We start from the raw sequence: 16,508 nt of genomic DNA on the forward strand, positions 1-16,508 counted from the left end.
ACGGCCCTTCTAACGCTGAAAAGGGAGATTTCAAGAGAGGGCGTTTTGCGCCCCTTTTCCTGAAATCTCCTCCAAAACAGCTTATTAGTCCAGCGTAATCTCCAAGGCCAAACCTCTGAGTTCGTGGATCAACACGTTGAACGACTCAGGGATATTTGGCTTCGGCAACACGTCACCTTTTACAATGGCTTCGTACGCTTTCGCACGACCGATCACGTCATCTGACTTCACAGTCAAGATTTCCTGCAGCACGTTAGCGGCCCCGAAGGCCTCCAACGCCCACACCTCCATCTCACCGAAACGCTGACCACCGAACTGGGCTTTACCACCCAATGGCTGCTGTGTGATGAGTGAGTATGGTCCGATAGAACGGGCGTGCATCTTATCGTCTACCAAGTGACCCAGTTTCAGCATGTAGATAACACCTACCGTGATTGGCTGGTCAAAGCGGTCACCGCTCAAGCCGTCGTATAGATAAGAACGTCCAAATTTAGGCAAGCCAGCCTCGGCCAATTCTGCAGAAACTTGTTCTTCAGTGGCGCCGTCGAAAATTGGGGTAGCATAGGTGCGTCCCAACTTCAGACCTGCCCAACCTAGAACGGTCTCGTAGATCTGACCGATGTTCATCCTTGAAGGTACCCCAAGTGGGTTCAACACGATGTCCATTGGTGTTCCGTCTTCCAGGAACGGCATGTCTTCCTCACGCACGATACGGGCTACTACCCCTTTGTTACCGTGACGACCCGCCATCTTATCACCCACTTTCAACTTGCGCTTCTTAGCGATGTATACTTTGGCCAACTGCACGATACCGGCTGGTAACTCGTCCCCTACCTCTAGGGTGAAGCGGTCGCGTTTGAAACGGGCAGAGATCATGTTGCGGCGCTTGGTGTAATTTTTCACCAGTTCCAACAGCATTTTGTTTGTCTGCTCATCCGCGGTCCATCCTTCCAGAATCAGATCCTTGAACATGTTCACCTCTTCAGGAACGGCATAGTTGCTTTCGTCCTTATAAGGGTTTTTGTCAGGGAAAAGTGCCTCAGAGATGTTTTTCTTACCAAACTTCGCACCCTTGGTCAGGATTTCGTCTCCGAAACGGTGACGTACCCCTTGGCTTGTCTTGCCTTCCAACAGTTGTACCAGCTTCTCAATCATCACGTTCTTCACGGCTTTGAGTTCAGCGTTGTACTTGGTCTTCAGGTCTTCTACCTCTTTCTTCGCTTTCGCGCGGAGGTTTTTATCTTTCTTAGGGCGAGAGAATAACTTCGTCTCAATCACCACCCCATTCAATGATGGCGGCGCTTTCAACGAGGCATCCTTCACATCACCGGCTTTGTCCCCGAAGATGGCTCTCAAAAGTTTTTCCTCTGGGGTTGGGTCGGTCTCTCCTTTAGGAGTAATCTTACCAATGAGGATGTCACCTTCTTTCACCTCGGCACCGATGCGGATGATACCGTTCTCATCCAGGTTACGAACGGCTTCTTCGCTTACGTTCGGGATCTCAGAGGTTAATTCCTCCTCACCGCGTTTCGTCTCGCGAACTTCCAGCTCGAACTCTTCAATGTGAATAGAGGTGAACACGTCATCCCTAACTACACGCTCAGAGATTACGATCGCATCCTCAAAGTTGTATCCTTGCCAAGGCATGAACGCTACCTGCAGGTTTCTACCTAAGGCAAGTTCTCCCTGGTTCGTGGCATATCCTTCGCACAGAGGCTGACCTTTGGTTACCCGCTCGTTCTTCTTAACAAGAGGAGTCAGGTTGATACAGGTATCCTGGTTCGTACGGCGGAATTTGATCAGGTCATACGTCACGTACTCGGCGTCAAAGCTCACCAGTTTCTGGTCCTCAGAGAGGTCATAACGGATGATGATCTTATCTGCGTCAACGAAGTGAACATAACCGTCGCCTTCTGCTCTTACCAACGCTCTTGAGTCAAGGGCTGCTCTCAGTTCCAGACCAGTACCAACAATTGGAGCCTGTGGCTTCACCAACGGTACTGCCTGGCGCTGCATGTTAGATCCCATCAAGGCACGGTTAGCATCATCGTGCTCCAGGAACGGAATCAACGAGGCGGCCACCGATACGATCTGGTTAGGCGCAACGTCCATGTAAGTATAGCGCTCTGGCTCTACTACTGGGAAGTCACCTTCAAAACGACCTTTTACTTTGTCGTTGATGAAGTTACCGTTCTCGTCAATGATGGCGTTGGCCTGTGCAATGTGGTGGGTATCCTCTTCCTCAGCGGTCAGGTACTTCACTTCGTGGGTCACATCTACTTTACCTTCCACTACATTGCGGTAAGGAGTTTCAATGAAGCCCATGCTGTTCACGCGGGCGTGCACGCAAAGAGAAGAGATCAGACCGATGTTTGGTCCCTCTGGTGTTTCAATTGTACAAAGACGACCGTAGTGAGTATAGTGAACGTCACGTACCTCGAAACCAGCGCGCTCACGGGAAAGACCTCCTGGTCCCAGAGCAGACACACGACGTTTGTGCGTGATTTCTGCCAGTGGGTTGGTCTGGTCCATGAACTGAGACAACTGGTTTGTCCCGAAGAACGAGTTGATCACAGAAGAAAGCGTACGCGCGTTGATCAGGTCAACCGGTTTGAATTCTTCGTTGTCACGCACGTTCATACGCTCCTTGATGGTTCTGGCCATACGGGCAAGACCTACACCAAATTGCGCATACAACTGCTCTCCTACCGTTCTTACACGGCGGTTGCTCAAGTGGTCAATATCATCAACAACGGCTCTTGAGTTGATCAGACCAATCAGGTACTTTACAATTAGGACAATGTCCTCATTGGTCAATACTTTGGCATCCCAGTTTTTGTCAAGGCCTAATTTCTTGTTGATTCTGTAGCGTCCTACATCACCCAGGTCATAACGCTTATCACTGAAGAACAACTTCTGGATAATGTCACGGGCAGTCTCTACGTCTGGCGCTTCTGTGTTACGCAACTGACGGTAGATCTGCTCAACAGCTTCCTGCTCAGAGTTTGAGTTATCTTTCTGCAGGGTGTTGTAGATGATGTTGTAATCTGCGATGTTAACGTTCTCACGGTGCAGGATGATGGATTTCACCCCTGAGTCAATGATTACGTCCAGATCGTCTTCGCTCACCTCTGAGTCACGTTCCAACAGCACTTCGTTACGATCGATAGACACCACTTCACCGGTATCCTCATCCACGAAGTCTTCTGTCCAGGTGCGCAGAACCCTCGCAGCTAGCTTTCTGCCAACCACGCCTTTCAGGGTCTTCTTATCGGCCTTCACTTCTTCAGACAACCCGAACAGGTCCAGGATGTCTTTATCAGTTCCGTAGCCGATGGCACGCAACAAAGTAGTAACTGGGAATTTCTTCTTCCGGTCAATGTACGCGTACATCACGTTGTTCACGTCTGTCGCAAACTCAATCCAGGATCCTTTGAAAGGGATGATTCTGGCAGAGTAAAGTTTGGTACCGTTGGTGTGCTTGCTTTGGGCAAAGAACACCCCTGGTGAACGGTGCAGCTGAGATACAATCACGCGCTCGGCGCCATTGATCACAAATGAACCCTTCTCGGTCATATAAGGAATGTTTCCTAAGAAAACTTCCTGTTCAATAGTTTCAAAGTCCTCATTATCCGTATCATTACAGATCAAACGAAGCTTTGCCTTTAATGGAACTGAATAAGTCAACCCACGGTCAATGCACTCATCAACGGAGTACTTGGGCGGGTCAACATGGTAATCTACGAATTCCAGAACGAAATTCTCTCTTGAGTCAGAGATCGGGAAGTTCTCAGCAAAAACTTTGAATAGACCTTCTTCCGTGCGGTTCTCGGCAGCGGTTTCCAACTGGAAAAAGTCTTGGAAAGATTGTAGCTGAACGTCCAGAAAGTCTGGGTAATCAATTACCGACTTAATGGACGCAAAGTTGATCCGCTCTGTCGTTTTACTTGTAGCCAAAGTTGTCTGATTTTAACGTTTAAACTTTGTCGTGTCGGGAAACAGCCTTTTCTCCGACAGAATATTCTAGAAAATCATTTCTAGGTACAAACAGGAAAAGACCTGACGAAATTGCCAGGTCTAACCCTTAGTGGTAATGGAAGGTAGTGTGGGATTACTTAACCTCCACTTCAGCACCAGCTTCTTCCAATTGCTTTTTCAATGAATCTGCTTCATCTTTAGCAACACCTTCTTTCAATGGTTTTGGAGCACCATCAACCAATTCTTTCGCTTCTTTCAAGCCAAGACCGGTAAGTTCTTTCACTAGCTTCACAACTGCTAGTTTAGAGGCACCTGCTGACTTAAGGATTACATCAAAAGAAGTTTTTTCCTCAGCAGCGGCTCCAGCGTCTCCACCGGCAGCACCAGCTACCATTACAGGAGCAGCAGCTGCTGGCTCAATACCATACTCATCCTTAAGAATAGTAGCAAGTTCATTAACTTCTTTAACAGTTAAGTTAACCAACTGCTCAGCGAATGCTTTCAAATCTGCCATTTTTATTAGTAATTAAAGTTGTTTTAAAATTGAAATGTTATTGTTCTCTCTCTGATAAAGTTTTAAGCACACCAGCCAAAGTATTGCCACCGCTCTGAAGGGCAGAAATAACGTTTTTGGCAGGAGATTGAAGTAAGCCGATGATTTCACCAACCAATTCTTCTTTGGACTTGATTTTGCTCAGGGCATCTAGTTGGTCATCACCTACGTAGATGCTGCTGTCAATGTAAGCTCCTTTCAAGATTGGCTTCTTAGCGCCGGTCTTGCGGAAATCAAGTAATAATTTTGCTGGAGCATTACCAGTAGTAGCTTCAAATAGGATTCCTGAAGAACCTTTCAAAGCCACATCCAAAGCAGATGTATCTGTGTCTAAGGTATCAAGCGCCTTACGAATCAGAGTGTTTTTGTAAACTTTGTACTCAATGCCTCTATCAAAGCAAAGTCTTCTGAATCTGTTGATAGTAGCAACGGTCAATTCTGAAGCGTCTGTGATGTAGACGAAGGAGTTTTGAGCTAATTTCTCACTCAGGTCACGTACAATGATTTCTTTCTCTTCCCGTGTCATCTCTTCTCGTTAAATTGAGGTTTTGTCAACTACTACACCAGGACTCATTGTGCTTGACAATGTGATGCTCTTAATATAAGTTCCTTTTGCAGAAGAAGGCTTTAAACGGTTAAGGGTAGCGATTACCTCAGAAGCGTTTGCAGCAATTTGATCTGGACCGAAGGACACTTTACCAATGCTAGTGTGGATGATACCGGTTTTGTCAACTTTGAAGTCAATTTTACCAGCTTTCACTTCTTTCACCGCCTTGGCTACGTCTGTTGTTACAGTACCAGCTTTAGGGTTTGGCATTAAGTTACGGGGTCCTAAGATACGGCCCAGTCTACCTACTTTCGCCATTACAGCCGGCATGGTGATGATTACATCAACATCTGTCCAGCCTTTTTCAATCTTCTGGATATAGTCATCCAGACCTACGAAGTCAGCACCTGCGGCTTTCGCTTCATCTTCCTTATCAGGAGTGCAAAGCACCAACACACGTACGTCTTTACCGGTTCCATGAGGAAGCGTTACCACGCCTCTCACCATTTGATCAGCCTTGCGCGGGTCAACACCTAAACGCACATCAATGTCAACGGAAGCATCAAACTTAGTGAAAGTGATTTCTTTTACTACGCCTGCTGCATCTAACAGAGAGTACTCTTTTTTAGGGTCGTACTTTGCTAAGACTGCTTTTCTGTTTTTAGAAATTCTAGCCATTTGCTTTTTAATTACTCACTCCAAGGAGCAGTTCCTTTTACTGTGATACCCATGCTACGTGCGGTACCAGCTACCAAACGCATTGCTGCCTCAACTTTGAACGCATTCAGGTCAGGCATTTTGATTTCAGCGATCTCGCGAATCTGCTCCCAAGTCACGGAACCTACTTTGTTACGGTTAGGCTCTTTAGATCCGGATTTGATTTTCGCAGCGTCCATCAACAATACTGGAGCGGGAGGAGTTTTAATTACGAAGTCAAATGACTTGTCTGTGTACATTGTAATCAAAACTGGGCATACTTGGCCGGCCTTATCCTGGGTTCTGGCATTGAACTGCTTGCAGAACTCCATAATATTAAGACCTTTAGATCCAAGTGCAGGTCCTATCGGCGGTGCTGGATTCGCGGCGCCTCCCTTTACCTGAAGTTTCAGATAACCTTTTATTTCTTTTGCCATTATTATTTATTACTACTGTTCTTTTTCTACTTGCATGTAGTTCAGCTCTACCGGCGTATTCCGCCCGAAGATCTTCACCATTACATTCAGCTTGCGACGCTCTTCAAACACCTCTTCTACAGTACCAGAGAAACCGTTGAATGGACCGTCCATTACTTTCACAGTTTCGCCAACAATAAAAGGAGTCTCCAAAGTTTCCACTTGCTCATCTGTTTCGTCAACCTTTCCTAAGATACGGTTAACTTCAGACATTCTCAGCGGAACCGGCTTCTCGTCTGCTCTACCGTTTCCAGAACCCAGGAAGCCAATAACGCCCGGAGTGCTGGTAATCAAGTGCTCTACCTCACCGTTGGAGATATCTGCAAAGATCAACACGTAACCAGGAAAAAAGCTGCGTTCTCTAACGCGTTTCTTCCCGTTCCGCATTTCATATACTTTCTCTGACGGAATGAGTACCTGCGGCACCATCTCCGTTAAATTATGACGTGCTACTTCATTCTCCAGGTAAGACTTTGCTTTCTTCTCCTGGCCTGAAACCGCCCGTACTACATACCATTTTAAATCTGCCATTTTCTCCAGCTTAAATTAGAACTGGTTGTAAAACCAATTCAGGGTGGAGTCGTAAACGAAATCCATAGCACCTACAATGATGGCAAACACAATGGAGCCAACCAAAACCAACATAGAGCTCTTCTGGAGCTCTGAGTAAGTTGGCCAGGTAACCTTGTGCTGCATCTCTTCTACAGCGTCATTGAAAAATTTTGTCAGCTTTCCCATTCCTGATGCTATTAACTCTATTTGCACGGGAGGTAGGACTCGAACCTACAACCAATGGTTTTGGAGACCACTACTCTACCAATTGAGCTACTCCCGTAAAAAAATGCACGCCATTCATTTAAATGGAGTGCAAATGTATTATTCTTTTCTTAAAAAAACAAGTCCGCCCTACATTTTCAGCAAGGCGGACTTATGATTTTAATAATTAGTCAAGGATTTCAGTTACCTGACCAGCACCTACAGTTCTACCACCCTCACGGATAGCGAAACGCAGACCTTTCTCCATCGCTACCTTGTTGATCAGCTCAACAGTGATAGTGATGTTGTCACCAGGCATAACCATTTCAACACCTTCTGGCAGAGTGATCACACCAGTTACGTCTGTAGTTCTCAGGTAGAACTGTGGACGGTAGTTGTTGAAGAATGGAGTATGACGTCCACCTTCTTCTTTAGAAAGAACGTAAACCTCAGCTTTGAATTTTTGGTGAGGAGTTACTGAACCTGGCTTGCAGATAACCATACCACGACGGATATCAGTTTTCTCAATACCACGCAGCAAAAGACCTACGTTGTCACCAGCTTCACCTCTGTCAAGGATCTTGCGGAACATCTCAACACCAGTTACTGTAGACTTCAGGCCTTCAGCACCCATACCTAAGATGTCAACTTGCTCACCAGAATTGATGATACCACGCTCGATACGGCCAGTAGCTACTGTACCACGACCAGTGATAGAGAACACGTCCTCAACTGGCATCAAGAATGGAAGGTCAGTCAAACGAGCAGGAATTGGAATGTAGCTATCAACAGCTGCCATCAATTCTTCAATGGTTTTAACCCATTTCTCATCTCCGTTCAAGCCACCAAGAGCTGAACCTTGGATAACTGGGATGTTATCACCGTCGAAATCGTAGAAAGAAAGAAGCTCTCTGATTTCCATTTCAACCAGCTCTAACAATTCTGGATCGTCTACCATATCCACTTTGTTCATGAACACAACAAGAGCAGGAACACCTACCTGACGAGCCAAAAGGATGTGCTCACGAGTTTGTGGCATTGGACCATCTGTAGCGGCAACCACCAGGATAGCACCGTCCATCTGAGCAGCACCGGTAACCATGTTTTTCACGTAGTCAGCGTGACCTGGGCAGTCAACGTGCGCGTAGTGACGGTTCTCAGTAGCGTACTCAACGTGAGAAGTGTTAATAGTAATACCACGCTCTTTTTCTTCAGGAGCGTTGTCAATAGAAGAGAAGTCTCTTTTTGCGGCTAGACCTTTGCTCGCTAAAACCTGAGTAATAGCAGCAGTCAAGGTTGTTTTGCCGTGGTCAACGTGCCCAATAGTACCGATGTTTACGTGCGGTTTGGAACGATCAAATGTTTCTTTAGCCATTTTAGAAAGTATTTAGTTCTTGGGTGAAACGGTGTATTGTTTGTTAAAAAATACCGCTTGAGCCAACGATGGGAATTGAACCCACGACCCCTTCCTTACCAAGGAAGTACTCTACCCCTGAGCTACGTCGGCAAAATAAAAGAATGCAGCTTTCGCTGCATTGCTCTCTTTAAAGAGCGGGAGACGAGGTTCGAACCCGCGACCTACAGCTTGGAAGGCTGTCGCTCTACCAGCTGAGCTACTCCCGCTTGTTACTGGTAACATCAGAAATCTTCGCGAAACAACCTGTAACCTTGTCTCAATTTCTGACCGTGTTAAGTGTGGGGAGAGAAGGATTCGAACCTTCGAAAGCTTACGCTAACGGAGTTACAGTCCGTCCCATTTGGCCACTCTGGAATCTCCCCAATACTGTTTCAAAGAACCCTAAAACCGAGTTGCGTTGCCGTTTTCGTTCTTAGGAGCTGCAAAACTAGTGGGTTTTTCTTCCATGTCAAATATTTCTGCAAATATTTTTTTCAATCAATTCATTTGGGGGCTCATAATAGAGGCTAATTTAGGGTCTTTAGCGGCCAGTTCCTGCACCTTTTGGCGACGTTCATCGGTCTCGGCCATGAGTGTAAGCATTTGAAACGCTGCTTGTTTCACTTCGGCCATGGTCTCTTGCTCTACTACCCGGACCAAGGCTTGCCACCCCCTCTCCTGCCGGTCAATATTTTTTTTCAAAAGGAAGGCGCCGAAGCTCTGAACGAAGTAATACAAGGCACCGCCCCGCAGTTTGGAGGCGTTTTTCAGATACCAGGCGTAAAGCTCTTCTTCCTCACTCTGGGTAAAAGCCGAGGCCAGGGCATTGACCACATCTGGGTTCTTGTATTGGAGAAAAGGCTTCAATCGGTTCAAGTCATGATCACCTTTGGTCCAGGCGAAGATGGCGGCACTCACTACCTGGTAAGAGGAATCATTCAACCTCCCTTCAATAATCTCCGGTGGCAAGCCGCTCAAGGTACTCAGCACATAGGTAGCCGTGGCTCTTACCGCACTGTACGGATCAGTCTCAGCCATACGCTGCACCTGGGCCTGCATGCGCGGGTTCTGCATTGATTCTTTAGACACCAGCACCTCCAGGCCGGTGGCTCTTATCTTCCAGAAAGGATCCTGTAGGGCTTTCTCCAGCACCTGGTCAATCTGCGTCACAGTAGTATCTCTCAGGTGTTCCAGGGCATTCGCTTTCGCGGCATAGGCGGTACTGTTCAGGAACTGGGCTGACCACTCGGGCACAGACTTTTCATGGTCTATATTGGCTAGCAGCTTCTGCGTGGGATCTACCACCACCGCCTCTGGCACGGCCTGCATAGGAAAGGTGAACGCCTGGGTTGCTTTCTCTAGTTGCACCTGCTCCTGCTGCCATTTTCCATTCTGGAGCAGAGCAATGGTCAGTGGCATTTTGTACACCGTAGTGCGTAGGGTATCCTGGGTTTGGTTCACCTGCAAGGTCAGGCTCCCATTTTGGTAGGAATGGCTTACTTTCAGCTCGGGGTGACCCGGGGTTAGGAACCATTGTTGGAAAAACGGTCGCAAATCGCGCCCTGTTGTTTCTTCAAAAGCCAGGCGCAGTTTATCAATCTCCACCGGCGAGTACTTGTTCTGAGTCAGGTACAAGTGCAGCGCTGCGAAGAATGCCTCATCCCCTACCTCCTGCCGAAGCATGTGCAGCACCCGCCCGCCTTTAGCGTAGGAGTGGCTGTCAAACATGTCTTCCTTGTCTGTGTAATGGAAACGGATCAAAGGCTCTTGTTTGGTTCTGGACTCGGCCAGGTACTCCAGCAAGGCACTTTGGTGCGTAAGGGCGGCTTCGTCGGGGCCGTATTGGTGCTCAGCCCACAGGTATTCTGAGTAATCGGCAAAGGATTCGTTCAACGGCAGGTTGGCCCAAGACTCGGTGGTGACCAGATCCCCGAACCATTGGTGGAACAGCTCATGCGCGATGATGTGGTCCCAGTTCTTGTCCAGCAGCTCGCGACGGTCCTGCTGCACAGATTCCATGAAGGTGGAGGCGGAGGTGTTCTCCATGGCCCCCGAGACGAAGTTCCGGACCACCACCTGCGCGTACTTATCCCAGGGGAAAGCCACACCTAGCTTCTGGGAGAAGAACTCTAGCATGGCCGGCGTCCGCCCGAAGGTGGCTTTGGCAGTGGCCGCGTACTCCGGCTCCACCCAGTAACTCACCTCTTTGTTCCGCCATTTATCTTTGATCACCGAGAACTCGCCAATAGCCATCATCACCAGGTACGGTGCATGTGGTTGGGTCATCCGCCAGTGATCGGTTTTAAGCCCGTTTTTAAGATTTCTGCTGGAAACCAGCGTCCCGTTAGACAGGGTCTTGAACTTGCTTTCCACCGTGATGAAGATGTCCTGGGTCATCCGCTCGTTAGGCTTGTCAATGGTAGGGAACCAGGCCGAGTTCGCCTCGGTCTCGCCCTGCGTCCAAATCTGCTGGGGCACGCCTTCCTCCTGGCCCAGAGGGTTGATGAAGTAGAGGCCTTTGTCTGACTGAATAGCCTGGCTGCCATGGGCCTTCAATTCATTTGGCTTGGCGGTGTAAGAGATGTAAACCTGGAGCGTATCGGTGCGGGTATAGGTTTTGTCTAGCTTCACCGTTAGTTTCTGCTGGTCATAGTCATAGGTCAGCGGCACGGCCTGTTTGCCTTTGAGCAAAGTCACTTTGTGGATGTCAAAACCCTTGGCGTCCAGCACCACTTGTTGCTGCGGGTAGAAGTACGGCTTTAAGGTAAGGGTGACCTCTCCCAGCAGGTGTTGCTTCGCCCAGTCAAACCGCACGTTCAGGTTGGTGTGCAACAGATCCATGAGGCGCTCGGCCGAAGGTTGGTAGGGACCGCGGCTTGTGTGGGGCATCTCCGTAACTACGGAATCTACGGCTATGGCAGCGGTTTCTGAGGCGACAGAGGGCGCGGCTGGCTTCTTCACGGCGCAGCCTGCAGCCGAGCCACACAGCAGAATGAACAAGAAGCCACGGGAAAGGATGTGATTCATGTAATGATTTATTAACTTTGGGAACTCAAGTTGTGAATTTATTTCACACGTACGGTAAATTACTGTCTCTAACCCCGCCAACATGCTACAGGTAAAATCGGCTGCCGCCACCTGGCAAGTAGTTCTGGAGAAAAACCAGATTCTTCTCAACGATGCTCCATTTACCTGGGATTTGCTTCCCCTCAGCCCTACTTCCTTCCATATTTTGAAAGACGGTCGCTCCTATACCGCCGAGCTGCTGCAGGCTGACCCGGAAACCAAAACCTTCCAGATCAAGGTCAACGGCAATGTGCATACGTTACAGGTCCAGGACCGGATGGATTTGCTGCTGGAGAGTCTGGGCATGGGTCAGGCGCTGGCGCACAAGATCAATGACATCAAGGCACCTATGCCGGGCCTTATCATTGACATCAAAGTACAGCCGGGCCAGGAAGTAAAGAAAGGAGACTCCATCCTTATCCTGGAAGCCATGAAGATGGAGAACATCATCAAGTCTCCCGGCGACGGCGTGGTGTCTGAGGTGAAGGTAACCACCAGGCAGAACGTGGAGAAAAACCAGGTATTGATCGTATTTTAAAGAATATTCCGTTTTGGGCCTGTTTTGTGAAAAGCGGGCCCAAAACGTGTATAGACCCGTGTCACTAACTATTACTATTTTATAAGCATGCGATTCAAAAGAATTCTATTGAAGCTCAGCGGAGAGTCCTTGATGGGCGAACAGCAATATGGGATTGACACCAACATGCTGGTGCAGTACGCCGAAGAGATTAAATCTGCCGTAGATCTTGGCGCCGAGGTGGCCGTAGTGATTGGTGGAGGAAACATTTTCAGGGGCGTGCAGGCCGAGTCTGTTGGATTGGACCGCGTGCAGGGCGACTACATGGGTATGCTGGCTACCGTAATCAACAGCATGGCGTTGCAGAGCGCGCTGGAGAAAGTGGGTATCTTCACCCGTTTGCTTTCTGGTATCAACATCCAGCAGGTGTGTGAGCCTTACATCCGCCGCCGCGCCATGCGCCACCTGGAGAAAGGCCGCGTAGTGATCTTCGGGGCGGGTACCGGTAACCCTTACTTCACCACAGATTCTGCCGCTTCTCTGCGGGCCATTGAGATTGAGGCCGATGTGGTGCTGAAAGGTACCCGTGTAGACGGCATCTACTCCGCTGACCCGGAGAAAGATTCCTCAGCCGTGCGGTACCAGGACATCACCTTTGAAGAGGTTTTTGAAAAAGGCCTCAACGTAATGGACATGACTGCGTTTACCCTTTGCAAGGAAAACAACTTGCCTATTGTGGTGTTTGACATTAACACGCCGGGCAACCTTGCCAAACTGATTAAAGGCGAGCGTGTAGGAACCTTGGTTTCTATGTAATTACAGGTCTTGCTGCCCCGGCAGTGGATTTTACAGAATTAAATCAGAAATTTGTGCCGCCCTTTGGCGTTTGCTACGGTGGTACCGTTTAGTCATCTTTCTAAATCAGAAAACCCAATGACCGAAGAAATTAACTTTTATTTGAGCGAAGCCGAGGAGTCAATGCAGAAATCGGTGCAGCACACTAGTGTAGAATTAACCAAAATCAGAGCCGGCAAAGCGTCCCCTGCCATGGTAGAGGACCTGCGCGTAGATTACTACGGCACGCCAACCCCCATCTCGCAGGTGGCCAACATCATGACCCCAGATGCCCGTACGCTTATGATCAAGCCTTGGGAGAAGAACATGGTGGCTGAGATTGGCAAAGCCATCAAGAACAGCGACCTGGGCCTGAACCCCATGACTGAGGCAGACGGCATCCGGTTGAACATCCCGGCCCTGACCGAGGAGCGTCGCCGCGAGCTGGTAAAGCAAGCCAAGAACGAGACCGAAAGCGGTAAAATCCGCGTGCGTAACATCCGTAAAGACGTGAACGACTCGCTGCGCAAACTGCAGAAAGAAGGCACCTCTGAAGATGCGGTGAAAGACGCCGAAGGCAAAGTACAGAAACTGACCGATGCCTACATTGTGAAACTGGATGAGCTTCTGTCTAAGAAAGAGGCCGAGATCATGACCATCTAAGGTTTTGCGTTCCAGGTCTGTTTTAAGGAAAACAGGTTAAAAAGAGAAGGCCCCGCACTTGACAGTGCGGGGCCTTCTCTTTTATGGGAATTTGAAAAAGTAAGCTTTACGCCGGAATGGCCGCCAACCACCTTTGGGCCTCGGTCAGGCTGTCAAACACTTCGATGCCGGTGGTGTCATAGGTGAAGCGCAGGGATTTGTCTGTAGACAACCGGCTGAACATGCTGGGCGAGTACACCCAGGCAAAAGACACCATACCGGCCTGCCGCATGCGCGGAAACCAGTCTGAGCCCACCCACTCCGCCGCACTGGACCAGATGCCCTCCACATGGGTGTTGTCATTAAGGACTTTGTAGCAATTGAATTGCGCCATGGCCTCTAGAATACGCTCGCAGCCATCCTGTACAGATTGTTTTGTCTGGAAACCAATCCAATCTGCGTTGATGTACTGCTGGTTCTGGTGATAGGTGATAGAAATATAGGTATCCTGGAAGAAGGTGATGGAACTCATTGTCAGGGGGTAGTCCTTCAGTTTGTCTGTCTGGGAAAGAAAGCAAATTACACTACTTTCCTGAGAGAACCAAGTACTTATACGCTAAAAAATATGGTTATTTTAACTCATTCGTTGACTAAACCTTGTTTTAACGCCCTTTAGAATAAAAGGTTTCCCATATTTATCCACATACCGGTAAATAGCAAAAAGTAAGTAGCGTAGAAGAAACAACTAAGCACGATGCTTTCCCTTAACTGGCCTGATCTTCCACTAATCTGCGATTTTCAAGGTTTTCAAATGGCTTGAAACTCAAAAAATTTGAAAAACAAAAACCGGCGTTCTGGGCTCCTTTTAGAAAAAGGATGCCTAAAACGCCGGCTTATGGCAATTGATTTCTTCTACTAAATATATAGCTTCTTGGCCTGTATGTATTCCTGTACTTCTTCCTGCAGCAGGTAACGGGTAGATTTACCTTCCTTGAGACACTTCCGGATGAAAGTGGCCGAGATATCCAGGAGCGGAGCCGGAACCACGGTTATCTTGGCGTGGTTCTGCAAAGCCTCAGGAATCTTGGCGCTACCCGGTCTGGGATATACCAGTACCTCGTAGAGGTCCAGAATCTGCTCGTAGTTTTTCCACTTGGGCAGGGTAGCCAGGTTGTCTTCGCCCATGATGAGCACAAACTGGTACTTAGGATACTTTTCCCTGAGATAGGTAAGCGTATCTATGGTGTAGCTGGGCTTGGGCATCCGGAACTCAATGTCGGTTACGCCAAGGTCGGCGTTATCGGCAATGGCCAGACGCACCATGTGCAGGCGGTCAAACTCATGCAACAAGCTGCTGCTGGGTTTGAACGGGTTCTGCGGGCTCACCACAAGCCAGACAGTGTCTAAGGTGGTATTGGCGGCCATGTAGTTGGCCAGGATCAGGTGCCCTATATGGATGGGGTTAAAGGATCCAAAGAGTAATCCTACCCGCATGGCTACACAATAGGCTCTTCTGGATAGATAAAGTCCCGCACCAGTTTCTCGGCACGGGCAAAAGCCTCTTCCAGGTTCTCGTTCACAATCACCTCATCAAACTGGTCTTCAAAGCTCAATTCAAATTTAGCCTTAAACACACGGCTGGAGATGCTGGAGGCTGAGTCTGTGTTGCGGGCCACCAGGCGCTTGGAAAGCTCCTCAATAGAAGGCGGTTTCACAAAGATGGCCAAGGCGCGGTCTTTGTAGAAGTTCTTCACGCTGAGACCCCCTTTGACATCCACGTCCAGAATGGCGTGCTTGCCTTCAGACCAGATGCGCTCAATCTCAGATTTAAGGGTACCGTAGAAAGCCCCCTCGTACACTTCCTCCCACTCCACGAACTCATCCTTCCCGATTTTGTCGCGGAACTCTTCTGGGGTAATGAAATAATAATCTTTGCCGTTAACTTCACTGCGGCCCCGGCGGTCGCGGGTGCAGGCTGAGATAGAGAAACTTAGCTCTGGAAGTACGTTTACTAAATGACGGACAATTGTGGTTTTGCCGGCTCCGGATGGGGCCGAAAAAATAATGATTTTACCTTGCATCCAGGGTAGGAAAGCTTAATACTAAGCCGTTTGGTGGATTTTTGATTTGATGGAGTCTACTAGTGTAGCGGGAGTACCTGGTCTGCGCAGCGAGGCGTTCAGGAACTTTACAAACAACCGTTGTTTGTCAACGCTCTCAAAGCAGGGAGAGCATTCATCGGCTTTCTCAGACAGAAAAGCCTCATCTTCTTCTGTAGCTACACCTTCCAGCCACTTCTCAAAAACGCCCTGCACCTTCTCACAGTCTGGTTCATGGCTCTCATCTGAGGCGTTTGCGCCCATCAATTCATCAGTCATAGTAGTAGTCCCCATCATATTAATTTCTGTTTAGCCATTATAGCCCATTGACTTCGCGTATTTTTCCAACTTCTCTTTCAAAAAATGCCGGGCCCGGTGAAGGCGGCTCCTTACTGTTCCTATGGGAATGTCCAGGATCTTGGCCATTTCCTCATACGTGAACCCTTCAAGGTCACACAGGATAATCACGGTCCGGAAGTCTACCGGCAGTGAGTTCAGGGCACCCGCCACTTCATCGCCAATCAGGTCCTGCACACTTTCCATGCGCAGGTCTGTAGTACCGCCAGAACTGTCCCCCTCTGCGTCCACGTCTTCTGAATTGTAGTAACCTTCCACCTCAGAGTAGTCTACTTTGGCGGGTTGTTTGCTCTTTTTCCGGAAGTCGTTTATGAACGAGTTCTTTAGGATGCGGAACAGCCAGGCCTTGGCATTAGTTCCGGGTTCGAAATAATCGAAGAAACGATACGCCTTGAGATAGGTCTCCTGTACCAGGTCATTGGCGTCATCTTCATCCAGGGTAAGACGGTACGCGAAGTTGTAGAGAGGCGAAATAACCGGCATCAACTCGGCCTCAAACCGGGCGTCTTTCTCCTCTTTTGTCATTGAATTCGCTCTCTGTTCGCTCATTGGTCTTGATTTTGTACTTTTACACTTGGGATAAAAATACCT

General features: G+C 48.6%; 17 protein-coding genes and 4 tRNA genes. 3 read left to right on the forward strand and 18 right to left on the reverse strand.

Annotation, left to right across the window (positions count from 1 at the left end):
- Positions 1 to 84: 84 nt before the first annotated feature.
- The 13 genes from rpoB to J3P35_RS20445 all read right to left on the reverse strand — a co-directional run bounded on the left by rpoB (position 85) and on the right by J3P35_RS20445 (position 11,429).
- Positions 85 to 3,957, reverse strand: coding sequence for a DNA-directed RNA polymerase subunit beta (gene rpoB / locus J3P35_RS20385; RefSeq protein WP_210466570.1), 3,873 nt, complete (start codon positions 3,955 to 3,957; stop codon positions 85 to 87).
- 154 nt (positions 3,958 to 4,111) lie between these two features.
- Positions 4,112 to 4,492: a 50S ribosomal protein L7/L12 gene (gene rplL, locus J3P35_RS20390; RefSeq protein WP_149092175.1), complete on the reverse strand. Its 381-nt coding sequence runs from the start codon at positions 4,490 to 4,492 to the stop codon at positions 4,112 to 4,114.
- A gap of 37 nt (positions 4,493 to 4,529) precedes the next feature.
- A complete protein-coding gene (gene rplJ / locus J3P35_RS20395; protein ID WP_210466571.1) occupies positions 4,530 to 5,057 on the reverse strand; it encodes a 50S ribosomal protein L10 in 528 nt (175 codons plus the stop codon).
- A gap of 9 nt (positions 5,058 to 5,066) precedes the next feature.
- Positions 5,067 to 5,756 carry a 50S ribosomal protein L1 gene (gene rplA, locus J3P35_RS20400; protein ID WP_149092173.1) on the reverse strand — a complete coding sequence of 230 codons (690 nt, stop codon included), beginning with the start codon at positions 5,754 to 5,756 and terminating at the stop codon, positions 5,067 to 5,069.
- Between the two features lie 11 nt (positions 5,757 to 5,767).
- Complete coding sequence (gene rplK, locus J3P35_RS20405; protein WP_048919288.1) at positions 5,768 to 6,211, reverse strand: 50S ribosomal protein L11; 444 nt, start codon at positions 6,209 to 6,211, stop codon at positions 5,768 to 5,770.
- 12 nt (positions 6,212 to 6,223) lie between these two features.
- Positions 6,224 to 6,781 carry a transcription termination/antitermination protein NusG gene (nusG, locus tag J3P35_RS20410; protein ID WP_149092172.1) on the reverse strand — a complete coding sequence of 186 codons (558 nt, stop codon included), beginning with the start codon at positions 6,779 to 6,781 and terminating at the stop codon, positions 6,224 to 6,226.
- 15 nt (positions 6,782 to 6,796) lie between these two features.
- Positions 6,797 to 6,988 (reverse strand): preprotein translocase subunit SecE, encoded by a 192-nt coding sequence (gene secE / locus J3P35_RS20415; RefSeq protein WP_210466572.1) that lies wholly within the window; start codon positions 6,986 to 6,988, stop codon positions 6,797 to 6,799.
- Between the two features lie 24 nt (positions 6,989 to 7,012).
- A tRNA-Trp gene (locus J3P35_RS20420) sits at positions 7,013 to 7,085 on the reverse strand.
- Between the two features lie 108 nt (positions 7,086 to 7,193).
- A complete protein-coding gene (gene tuf / locus J3P35_RS20425) occupies positions 7,194 to 8,381 on the reverse strand; it encodes an elongation factor Tu (protein ID WP_210466573.1) in 1,188 nt (395 codons plus the stop codon).
- A gap of 60 nt (positions 8,382 to 8,441) precedes the next feature.
- Positions 8,442 to 8,513 (reverse strand) — tRNA-Thr (locus J3P35_RS20430).
- A gap of 43 nt (positions 8,514 to 8,556) precedes the next feature.
- Positions 8,557 to 8,629: transfer RNA gene (locus J3P35_RS20435), tRNA-Gly, on the reverse strand.
- A gap of 73 nt (positions 8,630 to 8,702) precedes the next feature.
- Positions 8,703 to 8,785 (reverse strand) — tRNA-Tyr (locus tag J3P35_RS20440).
- Positions 8,786 to 8,900: 115 nt separating this feature from the next.
- On the reverse strand, positions 8,901 to 11,429 hold the full coding sequence (locus J3P35_RS20445; protein WP_210466574.1) for a M1 family metallopeptidase: 2,529 nt from the start codon (positions 11,427 to 11,429) through the stop codon (positions 8,901 to 8,903).
- Positions 11,430 to 11,511: 82 nt separating this feature from the next.
- Here J3P35_RS20445 and J3P35_RS20450 point away from each other — a divergent pair, with 82 nt between their 5' ends.
- From J3P35_RS20450 to frr, 3 genes are all read left to right on the forward strand, one after another.
- Positions 11,512 to 12,006: an acetyl-CoA carboxylase biotin carboxyl carrier protein subunit gene (locus tag J3P35_RS20450; RefSeq protein ID WP_210466575.1), complete on the forward strand. Its 495-nt coding sequence runs from the start codon at positions 11,512 to 11,514 to the stop codon at positions 12,004 to 12,006.
- Positions 12,007 to 12,093: 87 nt separating this feature from the next.
- On the forward strand, positions 12,094 to 12,801 hold the full coding sequence (pyrH, locus tag J3P35_RS20455) for a UMP kinase (protein ID WP_210466576.1): 708 nt from the start codon (positions 12,094 to 12,096) through the stop codon (positions 12,799 to 12,801).
- Between the two features lie 117 nt (positions 12,802 to 12,918).
- Positions 12,919 to 13,482, forward strand: coding sequence for a ribosome recycling factor (gene frr / locus J3P35_RS20460; protein WP_210466577.1), 564 nt, complete (start codon positions 12,919 to 12,921; stop codon positions 13,480 to 13,482).
- A 106-nt stretch (positions 13,483 to 13,588) separates the two neighbouring features.
- On the opposite strand, the gene J3P35_RS20465 is transcribed toward frr, so the two are convergent.
- The 5 genes from J3P35_RS20465 to J3P35_RS20485 form a co-directional block, all read right to left on the reverse strand.
- A complete protein-coding gene (locus J3P35_RS20465) occupies positions 13,589 to 13,993 on the reverse strand; it encodes a hypothetical protein (RefSeq protein ID WP_210466578.1) in 405 nt (134 codons plus the stop codon).
- Between the two features lie 383 nt (positions 13,994 to 14,376).
- Positions 14,377 to 14,955, reverse strand: a complete 579-nt coding sequence (gene nadD, locus J3P35_RS20470; RefSeq protein WP_210466579.1) for a nicotinate (nicotinamide) nucleotide adenylyltransferase — start codon at positions 14,953 to 14,955, stop codon at positions 14,377 to 14,379.
- Between the two features lie 2 nt (positions 14,956 to 14,957).
- Positions 14,958 to 15,542, reverse strand: a complete 585-nt coding sequence (gmk, locus tag J3P35_RS20475) for a guanylate kinase (RefSeq protein ID WP_210466580.1) — start codon at positions 15,540 to 15,542, stop codon at positions 14,958 to 14,960.
- Positions 15,543 to 15,563: 21 nt separating this feature from the next.
- Positions 15,564 to 15,857 (reverse strand): hypothetical protein, encoded by a 294-nt coding sequence (locus J3P35_RS20480; protein ID WP_210466581.1) that lies wholly within the window; start codon positions 15,855 to 15,857, stop codon positions 15,564 to 15,566.
- A gap of 12 nt (positions 15,858 to 15,869) precedes the next feature.
- Positions 15,870 to 16,466 carry a sigma-70 family RNA polymerase sigma factor gene (locus tag J3P35_RS20485; protein ID WP_062543958.1) on the reverse strand — a complete coding sequence of 199 codons (597 nt, stop codon included), beginning with the start codon at positions 16,464 to 16,466 and terminating at the stop codon, positions 15,870 to 15,872.
- Between the last annotated feature and the right edge of the window lie 42 nt (positions 16,467 to 16,508).

This window comes from Rufibacter roseolus, from assembly GCF_017916365.1.
Taxonomy (GTDB): domain Bacteria; phylum Bacteroidota; class Bacteroidia; order Cytophagales; family Hymenobacteraceae; genus Nibribacter; species Nibribacter roseolus.

Bases quoted from the DNA above. Each gene is read 5' to 3' on its own strand.
- rplL (WP_149092175.1), bottom strand. From the start codon at position 4,492: ATGGCAGATTTGAAAGCATTCGCTGAGCAGTTGGTTAACTTAACTGTT.
- rplJ (WP_210466571.1), bottom strand. From the start codon at position 5,057: ATGACACGGGAAGAGAAAGAAATCATTGTACGTGACCTGAGTGAGAAA.
- rplA (WP_149092173.1), bottom strand. From the start codon at position 5,756: ATGGCTAGAATTTCTAAAAACAGAAAAGCAGTCTTAGCAAAGTACGAC.
- rplK (WP_048919288.1), bottom strand. From the start codon at position 6,211: ATGGCAAAAGAAATAAAAGGTTATCTGAAACTTCAGGTAAAGGGAGGC.
- nusG (WP_149092172.1), bottom strand. From the start codon at position 6,781: ATGGCAGATTTAAAATGGTATGTAGTACGGGCGGTTTCAGGCCAGGAG.
- secE (WP_210466572.1), bottom strand. From the start codon at position 6,988: ATGGGAAAGCTGACAAAATTTTTCAATGACGCTGTAGAAGAGATGCAG.
- tuf (WP_210466573.1), bottom strand. From the start codon at position 8,381: ATGGCTAAAGAAACATTTGATCGTTCCAAACCGCACGTAAACATCGGT.
- J3P35_RS20445 (WP_210466574.1), bottom strand. From the start codon at position 11,429: ATGAATCACATCCTTTCCCGTGGCTTCTTGTTCATTCTGCTGTGTGGC.
- J3P35_RS20450 (WP_210466575.1), top strand. From the start codon at position 11,512: ATGCTACAGGTAAAATCGGCTGCCGCCACCTGGCAAGTAGTTCTGGAG.
- pyrH (WP_210466576.1), top strand. From the start codon at position 12,094: ATGCGATTCAAAAGAATTCTATTGAAGCTCAGCGGAGAGTCCTTGATG.
- frr (WP_210466577.1), top strand. From the start codon at position 12,919: ATGACCGAAGAAATTAACTTTTATTTGAGCGAAGCCGAGGAGTCAATG.
- J3P35_RS20465 (WP_210466578.1), bottom strand. From the start codon at position 13,993: ATGAGTTCCATCACCTTCTTCCAGGATACCTATATTTCTATCACCTAT.
- nadD (WP_210466579.1), bottom strand. From the start codon at position 14,955: ATGCGGGTAGGATTACTCTTTGGATCCTTTAACCCCATCCATATAGGG.
- gmk (WP_210466580.1), bottom strand. From the start codon at position 15,542: ATGCAAGGTAAAATCATTATTTTTTCGGCCCCATCCGGAGCCGGCAAA.
- J3P35_RS20480 (WP_210466581.1), bottom strand. From the start codon at position 15,857: ATGATGGGGACTACTACTATGACTGATGAATTGATGGGCGCAAACGCC.
- J3P35_RS20485 (WP_062543958.1), bottom strand. From the start codon at position 16,466: ATGAGCGAACAGAGAGCGAATTCAATGACAAAAGAGGAGAAAGACGCC.